Here is an 18,566-nt window from a genome sequence, read left to right as displayed (position 1 = left end):
GTGTGATGTAATGAGCCTCCCATCGCACCGTAGTCCTCATGCGCTCCGTCAAGCCCGCGCAATCCAAGCGCCAAGCCATTATCGCCGCCGCAACCCAGGCCTTTCTTGCCGACGGCTACGAAGGGACGAAGCTGGAAACGATCGCCAGCAGCGCGGGGGCCGCGCGCCGCACGATTTACAACCTCTTCGAGAGCAAGGAGGCGCTCTTCGAAGCCACGGTGGAAGCACTCTGGGAACGCATGGAGGTTCCCGCCATCACCGGTCGGGAGGCGGCCGCCAGGGGGGCACGCGCTGGACTGATGGTGCTGGGTCAGGCCGTCGCCGATTTCTGGACGCCCGCGGAGACGGTGTCGCTCATGCGCATGGTCATCAGCGAAGGGCAGCGCTTCCCGGATCTGGCCAAGCGCTTCTTTGCAGCCGGCAAATCCCCGACCTTGCGGGCGGTTGCCGACTTCCTGAAGCAGCTGGAAGGCAAGGGACTTCGGCATATCGACGACCGCAACTTGGCCACACGCCAGTTTCTCGGCCTGATCAACGAGCCGCTCTTATGGGCTCGTGTGATCGGCGTGGAGAATGCACCCACCGTACGGCAGCGCGATGCAGCGGTGACTGCGGCCGTCGACATGTTTCTCGCACAGTACGGCTCGGATTAACGCGAAGCGTCCCTGAGGCTCTGGGCGGAGATGCATCATGAGCCGCATCGATCGGGCCATTCGTGTCAATCACGCCGGCGAGTATGGTGCCGTCCGCATTTATGAAGGGCAGCTTGCTGTGCTGGGACGAAGCCCCAGCGCATTGATGCTGCGCCGGATGCGTGCGCAGGAAGTCGAGCACCTGACTTACTTCACGCACGCCTTGCAGGAGCGTGCCGTACGGCCCACCGTGCTGTTGCCCTTTTGGCACGTGGGTGCCTACGCGCTGGGCGTGCTGACCGCTCGATGGAGCAACGCAGCGGCGATGGCATGCACCGAAGCAGTGGAAGATGTCGTCGAGCGCCACTATGCGGGTCAGCTGGCATGGATTCCTCCGAGCGACGCATCGCTCAGGGCCGCCGTAACGACCGTTCGCAACGACGAACTGGAGCACCGCGACTGGGCGATATCGTCCGGCTCACGCGGCGCGTTGGGCTACGCGGTGATCTACGGTGGGGTCAGCCGCCTGTGCCGCGCGGCCATCTGGCTCAGCGAACGGCTGTAGCGCACCCTCGATCAAGTTGATCCGACATGACTGTCCCCCATAGACAACCACCCCTTGATACACCGTGGGACGACCCCTTTGGGGTGTTTCCCTGGGACTTCGGCGCTTGGCTTCGGCGCGCCGTCGAGGTCACCCAGGCCCCTCCGCCGCGTGAAAATTCGCATGTCGCAATGGTGTTTATCGATGGAAGCGTGACAGGCTCGACCATCGCCATGCAGGTCGCAAGGCGTGCTCAAAGTGTCGTGCTGATCCACCCCAAGGACATGGCGGCTGCTCCCCTCGTGGCGCTTCTTCGCACTGTGACACGCCGCCTTGCAAGCTTCTCCTTCCAACCCGGCGACGAGCGGTCCATTGATGATGTCTTCGAGCGCGCGGTGAGTCGGGTGGATCGTCCGACGATCGTCGTCCACGTGCGTGCGATGGACGAAATTCCTGTCTTGACTCATCGTTCGAGCGAACTCATGGCGCTACTCACCCAGACCTCAGCGATTGCACAGAATGCCGCGGCGTGGATGGTTTCGGAGACACCGGGTCGCACTATCCACCTGTGCGCTCGAGGTGCGTGGCAGGTGGGCGTCGAACGAGCCGCCCAGCACGCATTGAGCGAGCTGGCTGCCACCTACGCTTCGCTGCCTACGAACGAACGGCACCATTCGGCGGTGCTCACCGCAACATGGCCGTCCGAATCGGAAAGCAGACCGCGAGCGCTGCGCGAGCGCAAAGCCAAGGTCATTGCGCAAGTCGTCAGTGCCGCCGTTGCCGATACTTCATCCTTTCCCAACTGCAGGAGATAACCCATGGACTTTCGCAGACTCGGTCATTCCGGTTTCACCGTGCCGGCGCTCAGTTTCGGCACCGCCACCTTTGGCGGAAAGGGAGAATTTTTCGGCGCGTGGGGCTCCACCGACGTTGACGGGGCCCGACGGATGATCGACGTGTGCCTCGAGCACGGGGTGAACATGTTCGACAGCGCCGATGTCTACTCCTCCGGCGCCGCCGAGGAAATTTTGGGCGCTGCTCTGAAGGGCAGACCTCGAGATAGCCTGATCATTTCCACCAAGGCGACATTCCGCTTTTCTGATGCGCCAAACGCCGTGGGCTCCTCGAGGTATCACTTGGTCAATGCCGTGGACGCAGCGCTTCAGCGCCTCGGGACGGATTACATCGACCTGTTCCAGCTGCATGGCTTCGACGCACTGACACCCGTGGAGGAGACCCTTTCAACGCTCGACACCCTGGTGCGCGCCGGAAAGATCCGATACATCGGTTGCTCGAACTTCTCCGGCTGGCACCTCATGAAGTCCCTGGCGGTCGCCGAACGGTACGGCTATGCGCGTTATGTCGCCCATCAAGCCTATTACTCGCTCGTCGGCCGCGACTATGAAAGCGAGTTGATGCCGTTGGGCGTCGATCAAGGCGTGGGCGCGATCGTCTGGAGTCCGCTGGGGTGGGGGCGGTTGACCGGCAAGATTCGTCGCGGCCAGCCGCTACCGGAGGGCAGTCGGCTGCACGCGACTGCTGACATGGGGCCGCAAGTCCCTGAGGAATATCTGTATGACGTCGTCGATGCACTGATCGGCGTGGCGGATGAGGTGGGCAAGTCGGTCCCCCAGGTGGCCCTCAATTGGCTGCTGCAGAGGCCAACGGTGGCAAGTGTGGTCATCGGTGCGCGCACCGAGAGCCAGCTTCTCGACAACCTCGGCGCGGTCGGCTGGAATCTCTCGCCCGAACAGGTGGCACGCTTGGACAAGGCGAGCAAGCGCCAGCCCGCCTACCCCTACTGGCACCAGGCCGGCTTCGCTGAGCGAAATCCCGGCCCGGTCTGATAGGCGCCATCCAAGGCAGCGTGGGCTCTTCCCGCGCTACCTTGGAAGTCAGGGGGTCAACTTCAGCATCAGAAATGGCGTGAAGCGATGATATTCCCCACCGCTCGCCACCGGATTGTGGTCGTAACGCGCGTATTCGAGGCGAAGACCCAACTGGACTTCGGAATGGTGTCCTGCTTCCCACAGCACATCCGCGCGCTCGAGCACCTCGGTGCCTTGGTGGTCACTGCCGTTGACGAGCGACAGGAGGTTGAAGTGGAACGCCTGGCCACCGATGTTGATGGGCTTGGACAGGAGCACGGAGCGCCAAAGCCAAGTGCGGCGATCAAAGTTCGTGTGCCGATACAGCAGCCCCGACTCGAACCATGCGAATCCGCCGACATCGAAGTTGGCCGATAGGCCGTAATTCTGGGAATGAAACCGGTCGTTCGACGGGTAACTTCCCGATTCCCAGCGGGCGATGACCGAAAGATCGCTCAATGGCCCCCAATGGATGGGGGTGTCGGCGAGCTTGCCGATGCTCAACCGCGGATTGAGCACGAACAAGTTCTGCGTGTCGTTGCCTAGCTCGAACGGCGCTCCGACGTCGCGCCCGTGATACAGCTCTGCGTCGAAATACACATCACCCCAGTCATGAGTGCTGAAGTGCTCGAACTGAAACATCTGTAGATCCCGATCCGGCGTGCCGTAGCCAAAGACGGGATCGGGCTTTGCCTGGTTGGTCACCATCAGATTGAAATTATTCAAGGCAAAATTTTGTGCCACGGCCGTCGATGCCCCCAGCCCGGCCAGAGCTGCTGTCGCTGCGAGCGTTGCCAAACGTCCCATGCGCATGTATCCACCCCGCGTGATAGGCGTCGCCGCCCGAAAAAGGTCAAACCGATCCCGTGCCGCGCCCGTCGGGTCGCCGCCAATGGTGATCCACTCATGATCCAATAGTGCCCCTACGTGAACCAATATAGTGAATTGGCTGACAGTGTCATTCTGCGCTGCACAAGCGCGCAGCTGTGCCATTGTCAAACGACGCTCAAATGGACTAGAATTGGATCACAAAGGAGGCGCAATGGGTGACGGGTCAAATCCAAACAGGCGCATTCGTGCCCAGCACGCGAGCGCAGCGCTGCTGCAGCACATCCGTAAGCGGATGGACGATGGCAGCTGGCCCGTGGGGCACCGGCTCCCGCCTGAGCGTGAGTTGGTAGGCATGTTTGGCATGGCCCGCAACACGCTCAGGAAAGCTCTGATCCAGCTTGAAGAGGATGGGGTCATCGTCAAGCACGTGGGCCGCGGCACCTTCATCGCCCGGTTGCCCTCCCAGCCGGCCGACGAGTCGGCTGCGGAAAGCCTGCTGGCGCGAATCTATGGGGCGAGTCCGGCAGATGTGATGGAGCTTCGGCTCGTGCTCGAACCGCCCTTTGTCGAGAACGCAGCCACGCGCGCCACCGGCCGAGACTTACAGCAGATCGTGCACTGCCTCGAACAAAGCGAACGTGCCGACACCGTGCTCGACTTCGAGCATTGGGATGGGATGCTTCACCACGCCATCCTCGCGTCATCGCACAATCATCTCTTGATCGATCTCTACGAGGCGATCAACGGGGTGCGCAAGCAGCCCGAATGGGAAGCCTTGAAGCAGCGTAGCCTCACCCCGGATCGCAAGGCACGATACATGGCGCAGCATCGCGCGATCGTAAAAGCCCTCCTGGAGCGCGACGCCTCTGCGGCGAGCCAGGCGGTGCGCGATCACCTGCTCGAAGTCAAAGCAGGCATGACTGGGAGCTAGGCATTAATCGAGTACATCCTGGCGGCTCGAACATCGACGGACCAATGCGCCGCAAATGAGCCGCCGCAGAAGATGCGCGTGCACGCCATCAATCACGCTGGATCTCGTTTTCTCCCTAGCTTGCTCAATGAGAAAAGAATAGCTGCTCGCTGCTTGGTTTATTTCGCGGATATAGAGTTCGACACGGGATGAATCGAATCGCAGCCCTGCGCTGATCGTTACGGATGCGATCAGCTGCAGCATGGGCGCGATCATCTCGCTCCGCAATGGGCAGGTTCGTGAGCCCTTCAGAGCCCAAATCGGTGACGTTTGATGCGCGTCCGATGTTCGATGGTAGCGATCGCACCAGGCAAGAGTGCGCGCCCGCTGGTGCGGTCGCCCGGGCCGTTCTTGGCGTCCCACGACCCGTCGGGGAACAGACGATCAAAGCTTCTCTCTGTAAGTGCTTGGACGTAGTCCAACAGGCCCGCGTTGAAGATCGCATCGGGCAGGGGTACAAACCGCTGGCTCGCCGCATTCTTGAGTGAGCCGGCGTCCGCGGTGATATCAATGCCCCATACGTTCGCGATTTGCCGAACGTCGACCACCCGGAGTTGCGCCAATTCACGCAAGCGTGCGCCGGTATAGATTGCCAGCAAGGGAAGCCAGAACTTGGAAGGCTCCGTGAGGCAATGCTCGCGGCGCAACGCTGGGTCAAACAAACGCTTCAGCTCATCGCGAGTGAAACCACGGCGTTTTGGCGCATACTTCTGCGCCTTGGATTGCAATCGCACGCCCGTCAACGGATTGGTGCTCATCCACCTGCGCTGCACGGCCCAGTTAAAGAACACCCGGAGCCGGTCCAAGTGTTTTTCTTTAGTGCGCACATTGAGGCCAGGCGGCTTGAGCTTCTTGGCCTTGGCGATGATCGCGCGCGGGGTCAGGCCTTTGTAATCCGGCAGCACCCTTGCCCGAGCGGGCCAAAGTGAGAGCGCGGCACGGAAGGCATCGCACTCCTCGACCCCGACCTCAGCCAGCGGCTTGTCCCGGGTCAGGTCACGGAAGAGTTCCACACTGTGGCGGGTCTCCAGCAGCGTTGCAGCCGCCGGGTTCTTTTCAGCGAATTGCGTCAGGAAAAGGGCGATAGAGGCGTGCAACATCGGCGCCGGTTTCGCAGGCGCACTCTGCGCTGGCGATGCATTGGTGCTCGCGGAGGCGGGCGCTAGACTCTCCAGGATGACCGGCAAGGCTTCCATTGCCCGCGCGTGGTCGGCGGCGTCATCGACCTTGAGCATGAAACCGTTGGGGCCTTGGATGATGTACTCCTGCACACGGCCTTCTTGCGCGGCCTTGAGCACATCGTCGATCAATTTTTTTGGGTCGCTCACGGGGTCCTTCCGCAGCTTCAGAAACGCTTTACCCAAAGCGTACCTCATGCACGCGCCGATGAGTCGGCTGCGGTCGCGGTCGCTGGGTGGAAGCCGTCTGACGAGGTAGCGCCGCCCCACGCTCGCACGCAAATCCTGCGGCACCAAAAAGCGCGCAAAAGTGCCAGAAGGACGGTCGAGCAAGAGGGCCTTAGCCATGGAAACGATACCCGAAACGATACCCAAGGGAACGGTCTCGTGCTTCGGCATCGTGCCAGCTTCTTCAACATCGTCAACAAGTTACGCAACGACGAAAGAAAGCTGGAGCGGGTGAAGGGAATCGAACCCTCGTCAGTAGCTTGGGAAGCTACAGCTCTACCATTGAGCTACACCCGCATAGGCCCCGGATGGTAATACGAGATCGCCCACCGGCGAAAGGTGGCGGCCGGCTGAACGCGCCGGCCACCCACCGCGCGGCGGGTCAGTCGCAGGCGCATAATCTTGCCGGGGCATCCCTACGAGGGCCGGAACATGCGTCGTGCGCTTTCGCTTTCCATCTTTACCGGGCTCGCGCTATGCGCAACCGGCGCTACGCTGGCGCAGTCGCGCACGGTATCCACGGCCAATATGCCGAAGCCGGGAGTCAGCTATATCGCCGGCCCCTCGACCCCGGTCCGCAAGGAAACCGTGAGTACGGGCACCCTGCCCCAGCCGGCACGGCTGTACGCGGGCGGTCAGGGCGGCACGGGCGCCTCGTCCAGGCAGGACGGGTATGACAGCGGCAACTACCCCCCGGAAAACGGCAGCTATAACAACGGCGGTTACTACGGCAGCGGTTACTACGGTGGCGGTAACGGCGGCGGCTATGGCTACGGCCGGGATGACGGCTATGGCTACGGTCGCGGCGTCCGGGACCACGATCACGATCACGGCCAGCCCGGCAACGGCGGTCGCGGCCGCGACCACGACCGACGCCCACCCGGAAACTCGACCACCGTCGCCCAGTCGCCCGGCTCGGCCCATGCCGGCGCCACAGGCCCGGCCATGAACCTCGCCCCGGACCGCAACGGCCCGCGCGGTCCACGCGACAGCGGCAACAACCGCGGCGAGAACGGCTGGAACGATGGCTTCGGCAGCCGCACCCCCACGCAACCCCGCTCTGGCGTGACCAACCGCGTGACCCAGCCCGGCATCGGCACACCGGTCCGCGGCGGCAATGGGTGGAACGGCCGCTGAGCCCCGTTACAATGGGCGGATGCAAATCACTCTAAACGGCGACGCGCGCCATTGCGCGCCCGGCACCTCGGTTCTTGCGCTGCTCGACGCTGCCGGTTACGGCGGCAAGCGCGTGGCGGTCGAGGTCAACCTCGAGATCGTGCCGCGCAGCGCGCACGCGACGCACGTGCTCGCCGAAGGCGACCGTGTCGAGATCGTCCATGCCATCGGTGGCGGCTGAGCCGCACCCCTCCAGGAAATCGCCCGCATGAACCACTTCTCCCCTGCCGCCGATGACGTCCTGACCGTCGCGGGTCGCACGTTTCACTCGCGGCTGCTCACGGGCACCGGCAAGTACAAGGATTTCGACGAAACGCGTCGCGCCACCGAGGCCGCCGGCGCGCAGATCGTCACCCTCGCCATTCGCCGGGTGAACATCGGCCAGGACGCGAGCCAGCCCAACCTGCTCGACGCGCTGCCGCCGGATCGCTTCACCCTGCTGCCGAATACGGCGGGTTGCTACACGGCCGACGATGCCGTGCGCACCTGTCGCCTCGCGCGCGAGCTGCTCGACGGCCACAACCTCGTGAAGCTCGAAGTCCTCGGCGACGAGCGCACGCTCTACCCGGATGTGGTGCAGACGCTGGTCGCCGCCGAGAAGCTCGTGGCCGATGGCTTCGACGTCATGGTCTACACGTCGGACGACCCGATCCTGGCGCGCCGTCTCGAAGAGATCGGCTGCGCCGCGATCATGCCGCTGGCCGCGCCGATCGGCTCGGGTCTGGGCATCCAGAATCGCTACAACCTGCTCGAGATCGTCGAGAACGCAAAGGTCCCGGTGATCGTCGATGCCGGCGTCGGCACCGCGTCCGATGCCGCCATCGCGATGGAGCTCGGCTGCGATGGCGTGCTGATGAACACCGCGATCGCCGGCGCAAAGGATCCGGTCCTGATGGCGCATGCGATGAAGCTCGCGGTCGAAGCGGGCCGCGCGGCGTTCCGCGCCGGTCGTATTCCGCGCAAGCGCTTCGCCTCGGCCTCGAGCCCGGTCGACGGACTGGTGGGCTGAGCATGACCACCGATGACGACAACAACGCCGGCGACGCGCCGTTCCACCGCCGCATCCGCAGCTTCGTGCTGCGCGAAGGCCGGATGACGCCCGCGCAGCAACGTGCGTTCGACAATCACTGGTCTCGCTTCGGCCTCGATTACCACGGCACCGGGCGCGACCTCGACGCCACCTTCGGTCATCGCGCGCCACGCGTGCTGGAGATCGGCTTCGGCAACGGTGAAGCACTGGCCTGGGCCAGCGAGCACGATCAGTCGCGCGATTACATCGGCGTCGAAGTGCATAGCCCGGGTGTCGGCCGCCTGATGAACGCGCTGGCCGCACGCGATGCGCGGAACGTTCGCCTCTACAAGCACGACGCCGTCGAAGTACTGGAAAACGAGATCCCCCCGGCCAGCCTGTCCGAAGTACGCATCTGGTTCCCCGATCCGTGGCACAAGAAGCGCCATAACAAGCGTCGTATCGTGCAGCCGGCGTTCGTCGAATTGCTGGCGTCGCGCATGGCGCCGGGCGGCTTGCTGCATCTGGCCACCGACTGGGAAGCCTACGCCGAGCACATGCGCGAGACGATGGAAGCCGCCCCGGGCTGGCGTAACCGTGTCGGTCCGGGCGAGTCGGCGGAGCGTCCCGCGTGGCGCATCGAGACCCATTTCGAACGCCGCGGCACGCGCCTTGGCCACGGTGTCTGGGATTATCTGTACGAATGGCAGGGTCGATAACGACAATCCGTTGACCGCGGGCGGCGCATAACTTGGGGATTCGTGTTCACGGAGTTGCCCATGTCCATCGCCAGCCTTGCCGACCTGATCGCCGAAACCCTCGAAGAAGCCGGCGTTCGCCGGATCTACGGTCTGGTGGGCGACAGCCTCAATGCGATCACCGATTCGCTGCGCGAGCGCCAGCGCATCGACTGGGTCCATGTCCGTAACGAAGAAGCCGGCGCGTTTGCCGCCGGCGCGGAAGCGCAGCTCACCGGTGCGCTCGCCGTCTGCGCGGGAAGCTGCGGACCCGGCAACCTGCATCTGATCAACGGCCTGTTCGACTGCAACCGCTCGCGCACGCCCGTGCTGGCGATCGCCGCGCATATTCCCAGCGCCGAAATCGGCAGCGGTTATTTTCAGGAAACGCATCCGACCGAGCTGTTTCGCGAGTGCAGCGTGTACTGCGAGATGGTTTCCGATGCGTCGCAGATGCCCCACGTGCTGGATTCGGCCATCCGCGCGGCCGTGGGCCAACGCGGCGTGGCCGTGGTGGTGATTCCCGGCGACGTGGCCATGCGCAAGTCGCCGGTGAAGAAGGTGACGCCCGCGGCCGGGCTGCTGCCGCCTTTGCCGAAGGTCATCCCCGCCGAGCGTGAGCTGGACGCCCTGGCTGAGCTGCTCAACGCGGGCAAACGCGTCACCCTGCTCTGCGGCCGCGGCACGGCCGGCGCCCATGACGACCTGATCGCCCTGGCCGATGCGCTGCAGTCGCCGATCGTGCATGCGCTGGGTGGCAAGGAGTATGTGGAATACGACAACCCCTTCGACGTGGGCATGACCGGCCTGATCGGCTTCAGCTCCGGCTACTACGCGATGGAGGACTGCGACACGCTGCTGATGCTGGGCACCGATTTTCCGTACCGTCAGTTCTACCCCGAGGACGCAAAGATCGCGCAGGTCGACATCCGCCCCGGCAACATCGGTCGTCGCTGCCGTGTCGAACTCGGTGTGGTCGGCGATGTGGGTGAAACGATCCGCGCCCTGCTGCCGCGGATCGAGCCCAAGCGGTTGCGCGGCCACCTGGACCGCTGCCTCGCTCACTATGCGCGGGCCCGCGACGACCTCGACCAGCTCGCCCGCATCGAACCCGGCCACGACCTCATCCATCCGCAGCAGGTCACCCGCCTGGTCAGCGAGCTGGCCGAGGACGATGCGATCTTTACCTGCGACGTCGGCACGCCCACGGTATGGGCCGCGCGCTACCTGACGATGAACGGCAAGCGCCGCCTGCTCGGCTCCTTCGTCCATGGCTCCATGGCCAATGCCATGCCGCAGGCGATCGGCGCGCAGGCCTCCCACCCGGGACGGCAGGTGATCTCGCTGTCGGGCGATGGCGGCTTCACGATGCTGATGGGCGACTTCATCACGCTGGCCCAGCAGGGCCTGCCGGTGAAGGTCATCGTGCTCAACAACGGCACCCTGGGCTTCGTCGAGCTGGAGATGAAGGCGGCGGGGCTGCTCGAAACGGGCGTCGAGCTGAAGAATCCGGATTTCGCGGCCATGGCCAACGCGATGGGCATTCATGGACGACGCGTCGCCCGCGCCAGCGACCTGCCCTCGGCCATCGCGGAGGTGCTGTCGCACGACGGCCCCGCATTGCTCGATGTGGTCAGCAACCGGCTCGAGCTGTCGATGCCGCCGAAGATCAGCGGCGAGCAGGTCAAGGGCTTCAGCCTGTACGCGCTGAAGGCGGTGATGAGCGGGCGCGGCGACTCGATCGTCGACCTCGCGCTGAGCAACCTCAGCCGCTGATCGGACCCGTCAGCGCACGCTCCGCGCGGGAGCGTGCGCTGGCGCAACCCATTCGTGCGCTTTTCTTCAGCCGGGAGCCACCCCCAGCGCGTATACTCCTGCGGCAACGATAGCCGCCTGGCAAGAGCATGCCACCGCACGTCTCCAACGACCGGATCGGAACCGCCGGCCAGTGGCACTGACCCTCACTCCTGAAATGATCCTCGTGCTGGGCCTGGTGGGCTTCACCATGCTCATGCTCGTTCTGGAGTGGATCCGGGCCGACATGGTCGCCCTGCTCGTCGTGGTCACGATCGGCCTCACCGGCCTGATCCCCGGCGACCAGGTCTTCAACGGCTTTGCCGGTAACGCGGTGATCGCCATCATCGCGATCATGATCATGGGGGCCGGCCTCGACCGCGCCGGCGTGCTCAACCTCACCGCGGCCTTCGTCATGCGCATGGCGCGCGGTGTCGAGTCCCGCCTCGGCGTCGTGATCAACAGCGTCACCAGCCTGTTCAGCGCCGTGATCCCCAGCCAGGCCCTGGCCGCCCTGATGATTCCCGTGACCAGCCGCCTCTCCGCGCGTACCGGCGTGCCGATCTCGCGTCTGCTGCTGCCGATGGCCTTCTGCATCCTGACGGCCACCAACACCACGCTGATCGCCAACTCGCCGCTGATCGTGCTGAACGACCTGATCGCCAGCGCCAACAGCAATCTGCCGCCCGGCGCGCACACGATCCCCCGATTCGGCCTGTTCAGCGTCACCCCCGTGGGCCTCGTGCTGGCCCTGGTCGGCGTGCTGTTCTTCTATTTCTTCACCCGCAAGCTGCTGCCCGAGCGCGAAGACGAGCGCCTGAAAGTCACCCCCGGCCGCACCGAGAGCTACTTCGCCGATACCTACGGCATCGCCGGCGAGACCGCCGAGCTTACGGTCACGGCGGAGAGCCCGCTGGTCGGCATGAGCATCGGTGAGGCGGAGCAGCTGCACGGTGCCCCGCTGATCCTGGCGATCAAGAACGGCAACGAGAGCCGCGTCGCCCCCCCATCGGACCAGATGATCTGGGTCGGTACGGTGCTCGGCGTGCTCGCGCCAAAGGACGCCATCCTGGCATTCGCCAATAACCAGCTGTGCCGCGTCTCCATGCGCATGCGCCAGCTGGGCGAACAGTTCAACACCACGCGTGCGGGTATTTCCGAGGCCGTCGTGCCGCCCGGCTCGCGCTTCATCAAGCAGACCGTGGGCGATCTGCGCCTGCGCAAGCGCTTCGGCATCTCCGTGCTGGCGGTCAACCGTGGCGACGAGGTGTACCGCGAGGACGTGCGCGCGGTCAGCCTGCGCGCCGGTGACACCCTCGTGCTGCACAGCAAGTGGCGCGACCTGATGCTGGCCGAGGAAGACCGCGACTTCGTCGTGGTCACCGACATCCCCAAGGAAGAGCAGCGCCCCGGCAAGATCTGGCAGGCGGTGGGTTTCTTCGTGCTGGCCAAGTGCCTGGCCCTGTTCACCCACCTCGACCTGTCGGTAGCGATGATGACCGGCGCGGTCGGCATGCTGCTCACCGGCGTGCTGAACATGGACGAGGCCTACAAGGCCATCAACTGGAAGACGATCTTCGTTACCGCCTGCCTGATTCCCCTCGGCTGGTCGATGGATTCCACGGGCACCGCGTCGTGGCTGGCGCAGGAAGTCCTGGCGATCATGGGCGGGGCGCCGCAATGGACGCTGCAGCTGTGCATCGCGGTGCTGACGCTGATGTTCTCTCAGGTCATGTCGAACGTGGGCGCCACCGTGATGATGGTGCCGCTGGCGATCAGCGTGGCGGTGAGCACGGGGGGAAATCCTTCGGCTTACGCGTTGATCGTCGCCGTGTCGTCGTCCAATACGTTCCTGCTGCCTTCGGGGCATCCGGCGTTGATGATGGTCGCGGGGCCGGGCGGTTATCGTTCGAAGGACTTTTTGCGGGTCGGGCTGCCGCTGACGTTCCTGGTTCTGGCGATTACGCTGGTGGTCGTCAACCTGATGTATCGCTGAGCGACGCACCGCGATTACGGCATTTCTCAGGCCAGCCGGACTTCCCCGTCGACGACCGACACCGGTACCGCGCGCAGGCGATCTTCGCGGCAGGGCCCGTTGGTGCAGTCACCACTCTCCGCCGTAAACGTCGCCCCGTGCGCCGCGCAGATGATCGTGCCATTGCGCACCAGGAACTTGCCCGGCGCATAGTCCAGTCGCCGACCCGCATGAGGACAGACGTTGAGGTAGGCGCGGGCCTCCTCCCCCGAGCGGTAGATCAGCAGGGACTCGACCTCGCCCTGGATGACGGCCTCGGTTTCGACGGCGTTGCCATCGGGAATGTCCGCCAGCAGGCAGAGGGGAGCGGTGTCGGCGGTAGGAGTCATGGCACTTGTCTGTGGGGATGGGTTGCCCCAAGGTAAAGGGGAACAACGCATGTCATTGTGCCACACGGATTTTTAACCAATGCGCTTCGTCCTTCCGCCCATCCGCCGCTCTCGCAACCCGCTGGTCCGCGCCCTGTCCGTCGTGGCCGGTCTGGCCGTGCTCGGGGTGCTGCTCGTGTTCGGTGTGGTCGTCCTCGGCGTGCTGCTGGCCGGCGGCCTGGTGTTCCTGGCGGTCCGCCAGTGGAAGCTGGCCCGTGACGGCGTTCGCCCGGCGCCGCGGCCGGCCGCGGCGCGCGCCACGCACGATCCGAACGTGCTCGAAGGCGAGTTCGTCGTGATCCGTCAGGGCGATCCGGTTCACCACTGAGCCCCTGCGCAAGAAGCGGATGGTGACGGTCGTCGCATCCGCCTACGCTGGCCTTCAACGACAGGAGGCCCCGATGAAAGCCCTGGTCCAGACCATCCGCCCCGCCGCCGACGATCCGCTCGACCGCGTCCGTGCCGCGCTGGAGCGAGATGACGCGCCCAGCGATCTGGCCAGCCTGGCGACGATCGCCGGGCTCAGCCCCACGCATCTGCAACGCGCCTTCCGGCGCCGGTTTGGCGTCAGCCCGGCCGAGTACGCCCGCGCCCGCCGTTTCGGCCAGCTCCGCGACGCCCTTCGCGAAGGATCGGCCGTGACCGATGCGGTCTACCAGGCCGGTTTCGGCTCGGGCAGCCGCGTCTACGAGGAAAGCGACCGCCGGCTCGGCATGACCCCGGCGAGCTACCGGGCCGGCGGTGCGGGCGCCTCGATTCGCTACACCACGACGGGTACCCCGCTCGGCCGGCTGCTCGTCGCCACCACGGCGAAGGGCATCTGCGCCGTGACGCTCGGTGCCGACGATGAGGCGCTGGAAACGCGACTGGCCGGGGAATTCCCGCTCGCCGACCGGGAACGCGTCGACGAGGGACGCGACGAATGGCTGGACGCCGTGATCGGCCGGGTCACCCGCGAGCTGGGCTGGGAAAGGGGCGCCGCCCCCGACATGCCGCCACTCGATATCGCCGCGACCGCCTTTCAGTGGCGCGTCTGGGAAGCGCTGACCCGGATACCGCTCGGCGAGACCCTCAGCTACGGCGAGCTCGCCGCCAGACTTGGCGTGCCGAAGGCGGCACGTGCGATCGGACGCGCCTGCGGCAGCAACAAGCTGGCGCTGCTGGTGCCCTGCCATCGCATCATCCGCGAAGACGGCAGCCTCGGCGGGTGGCGCTGGGGAATGGAGATCAAGCAGCAGTTGCTCGCCACCGAACGTGCCATGAGCGCCGCTCAAGGCTGACCCTCGAAGGTTTCGCTACCAAGGCCACGACGGCGGCGATATCGTTCGTGATTCGCGCCGCATCTTGCGACGCGTGCCTGCCCCCGGGTTCCCCATGTCCGACGCCGTGTGTACCGAAAAAAAAGTCCCCGCCACCACGCTGACCGCCGCGCGCTGGCTGGTGCCGCTGTCGCTGATGTCGATGTACCTGATCTGGGGTTCCACCTATCTGGGCATCCGCTATGCGCTGGTCAGCTATCCGCCGTTCCTGATGGCGGCGATCCGTTTCGCCATCGCCGGCGTGCTGATGTTCACCGTCCTGCGCGTGCGCGGTGTCGCCTTGCCGACCCCGCGACAGTGGCGGAACGCCGCCATCGTCGGCACGCTGTTGCTCGCCGGCGGTAACGGGCTGGTCTGTTTCGCCGAACAGTCGGTCAGCTCGGGCATCGCCGCCGTCGCGGTGGCCAGCATGCCGCTGTTCGCCGCGGTCTTCGGCGGCCTCTATCGTGAATGGCCCACGCGCGGTGAAACCGTCGGTCTGCTGCTGGGCTTTGTCGGGGTGGTCGTGCTCAACCTTGGCGCCGGGTTGTCTGGCTCGCCGATCGGCGCGATCGCGTTGATCTGCGCCGCCATGGCCTGGGCCTTCGGCTCGGTGTGGTCCAAGCGTCAGGACATGCCGGCCGGCCCCATGAACACCGCCGCGCAGATGCTCTGTGCCAGCGTCTCGCTGGCGATCCTCGCGATGCTGCATGGCGAGCGCTTCCCCGCGCACCCGCAGCTGGGCGCCACCCTCGCGCTTGGTTATCTGATCGTGTTCGGCTCGATCATCGCGTTCAGCGCGTATCTCTACGTACTGAAGACCGTTCGCCCCGCCCTGGCCACCAGCTATGCCTACGTGAACCCGCCCGTGGCGGTGCTGTTCGGCGTCGCCATCGCCGGTGAGCACGTGGGCACGTTCGACCTGGCGGGCATGGCGATCATCCTCGTCGGTGTCGGCATCATCACCATGATGCGGACCCGCAAGGCCTGAGGCGCCCCGGCAAGTGTGACGCAGGTCTCGTCCCGGGCCTGCGCGCCGATTTTTGAGAATTATTCGATGTCCGCGAATCTCAAGCCCACCTAGGCTGCTTTTCTCTTAGTTGGGAGCGCGGTATGACGGGCAGTCTGACCAATCCGACACAACGAACCCATCGGCGGCGGCTATGCATGGCGCGCGGCGCGACGGTTCTGGGCATCGGCGTGGCCGCCATCGCGTCATGCCAGCGCTTCCGGGCCGACACCGAATCGATGTACGCCGATCTCGACACCTGCGAGGAACGGGGCGGCCGCTGGGACGCCGACCGCGCTCGCTGCGCGATCGACGTCGTCCTGGCGGACCACCCGCAACTGACCGACGACGCGCTTCCATCGGATGTGCCGTGAGAAATCAGAGCTCGCGCAACGCGGTGGTCACGGGCACCCGGGCGGCACGCAAGGCGGGGAACAGGCCGCCGATAAAGCCGATCGCCAACGCCCATTTGATCCCCGTCCACAGGAGCGCGGCACTCACGTGGAACCGGAACACCACCTGGCTGAAGTTCGCCCCGAGCGTCGACGCCGTGTAGCCATTGAAGACGATCCACACGATGCCCGCACCGATCACGCCGCCGAGCAACGCCAGCAACATCGTCTCCAGCATCACCGATACCACGACCGGTATCCCGCGAAAGCCGATCGCACGTAACGTGGCGATCTCGCGAGCCCGGGCCTGGATCGCGGCGAACATCGTATTGAGCGCACCGAACACGGCACCGATCGCCATGATGATGCCCACCGTGATACCGACGGCGCGCAGCACCCTGGTCAGGCCTTCGGACTGCTTGCTGAAGTATTCCTGCGTCGTGCTGACGTCGACCTTCAGGCGCGGATCGCCAGCCAGCGACGCTTTGAAGGTGTCGAATGCCGCGGGCGAATCCAGCATGACCGTCACCGACTGCACGCTGCTGCCACGCCGGTAGGCCGATGCGACGCTCTGCGTATCGCCCCACAGTTCCGATTCCAGCACGTCGTTCGACACGAACTCGCCCACCACGGTCCAGGTCTGTCCCGCGAGGCGGATGCTTCTGCCGACATCGAGGCCCGCGAACTGCCCCCGCGCGCCCTTGCCGACGATGAGCTCACGCAGCCCCGGAGTGAACTTGCGCCCCTCGACGATCTTCACCTGATCGCGTAGCGACCACACGTCCGCGCTGACGCCACGGATGGGCACATTGGAATCGCTGCCGGGGTCGCTCTTGCGTGGCAGGTTGGCGACGACGACGAGTTCGCCCGAGGCGATCGGCCGGCCCTGGGCATCTTTCTTCACACCGGGCGCCTGCATCACCACGTTGGCGCTGTCACGATCGAGGATGGAATTGAGCTCCGCCTGCGAGCCGCCGCGCAATACGATGGCCGTCCGGTCGTTACCCGTGGAGCGCAGGGTTTCGGCGAAACCATCGCTCATCGCCAGCATGGCGACGAGTACACCGACCACGCCCGCGATGCCCACCACCACCACCGATGTCGAGCCGAGCCGCTGAACCACCGTGGCGAGTCCCACGCGAGTCACCTGCCAGGTCTGTCGTCCGCGACGGGTCAGCGCCATCCACAGCGCGAATACGACGGCGATGGCGACGATGCCCTGCCAGGGCAACGCGATCCAGACGACGAGGAACGCGGCGACGATCAGCAGGGTCAGCAGGCCGAACCCGAACTTCTTCATGCGTTTCATGGTGAGTTCCTTCAGCGCCCGGCGAGCGCGTCGACGATGTTGAGGCGCATGGCACGGAGGGCGGGCAAGGCACCGACGAGGGCGCCGATCACCACCATCAGCACGAGGCCGAGAATCCAGGTCTGGGTACCGATGGGTGGCAGATTGAGCATGCCGCCGCTGCCCTTGGCCACGATGGGGACCACGATGCCGGCCAGTGCCAGACCCAGCACGCCGCCGAGCACCAGCAACAGGATGCCTTCCGCCAGCACCATGCCGAGGACGCTGTGGCTGGAGAAGCCGATGGTCTTCAGGACGGCCAGCTCATGGGTCCGCTCGCGCACGGCCTGCGCCATCGTGTTGCCGGTAAGCAGGATCAGCGTAAAGAACACCGCGCCCATGATCGCCGACACGATCAGCCCGATATCGCCGAGCTGTTTGGCGAACGATGCGTTGAACGCCTGCTCGGTCTGCGTCTTGGTCTCGTGGTCGGAATTGGCGGAGAGCGCGTCGATGGCCCTGGCGACGCTGTCCGCCTTGTCCGCCGAGGTCAGCTGCACCGCGTACCAGCCTGCCGTCGTACCGACGCTCTGGAATGCGTTGGCGTCTTCGAAATACTTGTGATGGAAGAAGAACTGCTGGTCCGTACCGTTCGCCGCGCCCTTGGCCGGCTTGTAGATGCCGACGATATCGAAAGGCCAGGTCTTGTCGCCGTTACGCTGCGGGAAGATCGTCGACTGCAGCGGCACCTTGTCGCCGATCTTCCAACCGAAGCGTTTCGCCAGCGCTTCACCGACCACCGCGCCGGTACGCGTGTTTTCGTAGACCTTGCGCTGGTCCGCGGGCAGTTCGATCTCACGATAGATGTCGAGGTAATTCTCGCTGACGGCAAAGCTCAGCACGAAATTCTTCGGATCCTGATAGATGCCGCCGAACCAGTTGGCGGCGGCCACGGCCTTCACCCCGGGAATCGCCTGTATGCGTGTGGACAGGCTCGCCGGCAGCGACTGGATGATCGAATACTTCGACGTGGTGATGAGGCGATCCACGCCGACGACGCTGTCGCCCGAGGCGAACGCGGCACGTGTCGCGTCCAGCATGCCGAACAGCAGGAATGCCGCCAGGATCGACACCAGGGTGAAGAAGGTACGCGTCTTGCGCCGGAACAACGCGGCCCAGATCAGATGCATGTATTTCATGCGGGCGTCC

At 65.0% G+C, this 18,566-nt stretch carries 21 protein-coding genes and 1 tRNA gene; 15 read left to right on the top strand and 7 right to left on the bottom strand.

Features of this window, described 5'->3' with window-relative positions:
* Positions 1-38: 38 nt before the first annotated feature.
* The 4 genes from B5X73_RS02300 (at position 39) to B5X73_RS02285 (ending at position 3,023) form a co-directional block, all read left to right on the top strand.
* Positions 39-653: a TetR/AcrR family transcriptional regulator gene (locus tag B5X73_RS02300; RefSeq protein WP_079520412.1), complete on the top strand. Its 615-nt coding sequence runs from the start codon at positions 39-41 to the stop codon at positions 651-653.
* Positions 654-690: 37 nt separating this feature from the next.
* On the top strand, positions 691-1,197 hold the full coding sequence (locus B5X73_RS02295; RefSeq protein WP_079520411.1) for a demethoxyubiquinone hydroxylase family protein: 507 nt from the start codon (positions 691-693) through the stop codon (positions 1,195-1,197).
* A gap of 170 nt (positions 1,198-1,367) precedes the next feature.
* On the top strand, positions 1,368-1,991 hold the full coding sequence (locus B5X73_RS02290) for a hypothetical protein (RefSeq protein ID WP_079520410.1): 624 nt from the start codon (positions 1,368-1,370) through the stop codon (positions 1,989-1,991).
* 3 nt (positions 1,992-1,994) lie between these two features.
* Positions 1,995-3,023: an aldo/keto reductase gene (locus B5X73_RS02285; protein ID WP_079520409.1), complete on the top strand. Its 1,029-nt coding sequence runs from the start codon at positions 1,995-1,997 to the stop codon at positions 3,021-3,023.
* Between the two features lie 48 nt (positions 3,024-3,071).
* On the opposite strand, the gene B5X73_RS02280 is transcribed toward B5X73_RS02285, so the two are convergent.
* On the bottom strand, positions 3,072-4,037 hold the full coding sequence (locus B5X73_RS02280) for a hypothetical protein (RefSeq protein WP_217699730.1): 966 nt from the start codon (positions 4,035-4,037) through the stop codon (positions 3,072-3,074).
* 49 nt (positions 4,038-4,086) lie between these two features.
* Here B5X73_RS02280 and B5X73_RS02275 point away from each other — a divergent pair, with 49 nt between their 5' ends.
* Complete coding sequence (locus tag B5X73_RS02275; protein WP_079520407.1) at positions 4,087-4,806, top strand: FadR/GntR family transcriptional regulator; 720 nt, start codon at positions 4,087-4,089, stop codon at positions 4,804-4,806.
* Between the two features lie 3 nt (positions 4,807-4,809).
* On the opposite strand, the gene B5X73_RS02270 is transcribed toward B5X73_RS02275, so the two are convergent.
* From B5X73_RS02270 to B5X73_RS02260, 3 genes are all read right to left on the bottom strand, one after another.
* Complete coding sequence (locus B5X73_RS02270; protein ID WP_139382624.1) at positions 4,810-5,049, bottom strand: hypothetical protein; 240 nt, start codon at positions 5,047-5,049, stop codon at positions 4,810-4,812.
* A gap of 44 nt (positions 5,050-5,093) precedes the next feature.
* Positions 5,094-6,422: a hypothetical protein gene (locus tag B5X73_RS02265; RefSeq protein ID WP_079520405.1), complete on the bottom strand. Its 1,329-nt coding sequence runs from the start codon at positions 6,420-6,422 to the stop codon at positions 5,094-5,096.
* A 52-nt stretch (positions 6,423-6,474) separates the two neighbouring features.
* Positions 6,475-6,548: transfer RNA gene (locus B5X73_RS02260), tRNA-Gly, on the bottom strand.
* Positions 6,549-6,683: 135 nt separating this feature from the next.
* On the opposite strand from B5X73_RS02260, the gene B5X73_RS02255 reads away from it, so the two are divergent.
* The 6 genes from B5X73_RS02255 (at position 6,684) to B5X73_RS02230 (ending at position 12,963) form a co-directional block, all read left to right on the top strand.
* Entirely contained in the window at positions 6,684-7,388 is a 705-nt protein-coding gene (locus B5X73_RS02255; RefSeq protein ID WP_079520404.1) for a hypothetical protein, read from the top strand.
* A 19-nt stretch (positions 7,389-7,407) separates the two neighbouring features.
* The gene (gene thiS / locus B5X73_RS02250) at positions 7,408-7,608 is read left to right on the top strand and encodes a sulfur carrier protein ThiS (RefSeq protein ID WP_079520403.1); all 201 of its coding nucleotides are present in this window, start codon (positions 7,408-7,410) and stop codon (positions 7,606-7,608) included.
* A 27-nt stretch (positions 7,609-7,635) separates the two neighbouring features.
* On the top strand, positions 7,636-8,436 hold the full coding sequence (locus B5X73_RS02245) for a thiazole synthase (protein ID WP_036110236.1): 801 nt from the start codon (positions 7,636-7,638) through the stop codon (positions 8,434-8,436).
* A 2-nt stretch (positions 8,437-8,438) separates the two neighbouring features.
* Positions 8,439-9,155, top strand: a complete 717-nt coding sequence (gene trmB, locus B5X73_RS02240; protein WP_079520402.1) for a tRNA (guanosine(46)-N7)-methyltransferase TrmB — start codon at positions 8,439-8,441, stop codon at positions 9,153-9,155.
* A 60-nt stretch (positions 9,156-9,215) separates the two neighbouring features.
* The gene (poxB, locus tag B5X73_RS02235; RefSeq protein ID WP_079520401.1) at positions 9,216-10,949 is read left to right on the top strand and encodes a ubiquinone-dependent pyruvate dehydrogenase; all 1,734 of its coding nucleotides are present in this window, start codon (positions 9,216-9,218) and stop codon (positions 10,947-10,949) included.
* 196 nt (positions 10,950-11,145) lie between these two features.
* Entirely contained in the window at positions 11,146-12,963 is a 1,818-nt protein-coding gene (locus B5X73_RS02230; protein ID WP_079520400.1) for an SLC13 family permease, read from the top strand.
* A 26-nt stretch (positions 12,964-12,989) separates the two neighbouring features.
* On the opposite strand, the gene B5X73_RS02225 is transcribed toward B5X73_RS02230, so the two are convergent.
* Positions 12,990-13,331, bottom strand: coding sequence for a Rieske (2Fe-2S) protein (locus tag B5X73_RS02225; RefSeq protein WP_079520399.1), 342 nt, complete (start codon positions 13,329-13,331; stop codon positions 12,990-12,992).
* A gap of 79 nt (positions 13,332-13,410) precedes the next feature.
* Here B5X73_RS02225 and B5X73_RS02220 point away from each other — a divergent pair, with 79 nt between their 5' ends.
* From B5X73_RS02220 to B5X73_RS02205, 4 genes are all read left to right on the top strand, one after another.
* Entirely contained in the window at positions 13,411-13,698 is a 288-nt protein-coding gene (locus B5X73_RS02220; RefSeq protein ID WP_079520398.1) for a hypothetical protein, read from the top strand.
* Positions 13,699-13,771: 73 nt separating this feature from the next.
* Positions 13,772-14,650, top strand: a complete 879-nt coding sequence (locus tag B5X73_RS02215) for a methylated-DNA--[protein]-cysteine S-methyltransferase (protein ID WP_079520397.1) — start codon at positions 13,772-13,774, stop codon at positions 14,648-14,650.
* Positions 14,651-14,744: 94 nt separating this feature from the next.
* On the top strand, positions 14,745-15,659 hold the full coding sequence (gene yedA, locus B5X73_RS02210) for a drug/metabolite exporter YedA (protein ID WP_079520396.1): 915 nt from the start codon (positions 14,745-14,747) through the stop codon (positions 15,657-15,659).
* A 122-nt stretch (positions 15,660-15,781) separates the two neighbouring features.
* Positions 15,782-16,051: a hypothetical protein gene (locus B5X73_RS02205; RefSeq protein WP_139382623.1), complete on the top strand. Its 270-nt coding sequence runs from the start codon at positions 15,782-15,784 to the stop codon at positions 16,049-16,051.
* A gap of 4 nt (positions 16,052-16,055) precedes the next feature.
* On the opposite strand, the gene B5X73_RS02200 is transcribed toward B5X73_RS02205, so the two are convergent.
* Together B5X73_RS02200 and B5X73_RS02195 are read right to left on the bottom strand one after the other, a co-directional pair.
* On the bottom strand, positions 16,056-17,378 hold the full coding sequence (locus B5X73_RS02200; RefSeq protein WP_176167690.1) for an ABC transporter permease: 1,323 nt from the start codon (positions 17,376-17,378) through the stop codon (positions 16,056-16,058).
* Positions 17,379-17,389: 11 nt separating this feature from the next.
* Positions 17,390-18,556 (bottom strand): ABC transporter permease, encoded by a 1,167-nt coding sequence (locus B5X73_RS02195; RefSeq protein WP_079520394.1) that lies wholly within the window; start codon positions 18,554-18,556, stop codon positions 17,390-17,392.
* Between the last annotated feature and the right edge of the window lie 10 nt (positions 18,557-18,566).

It is taken from the genome of Luteibacter sp. 22Crub2.1 (assembly GCF_900167995.1).
GTDB lineage: Bacteria > Pseudomonadota > Gammaproteobacteria > Xanthomonadales > Rhodanobacteraceae > Luteibacter > Luteibacter mycovicinus.
Note: the sequence above shows the minus strand (reverse complement) of the source record. Positions and strands in the feature narration are given on the sequence as shown.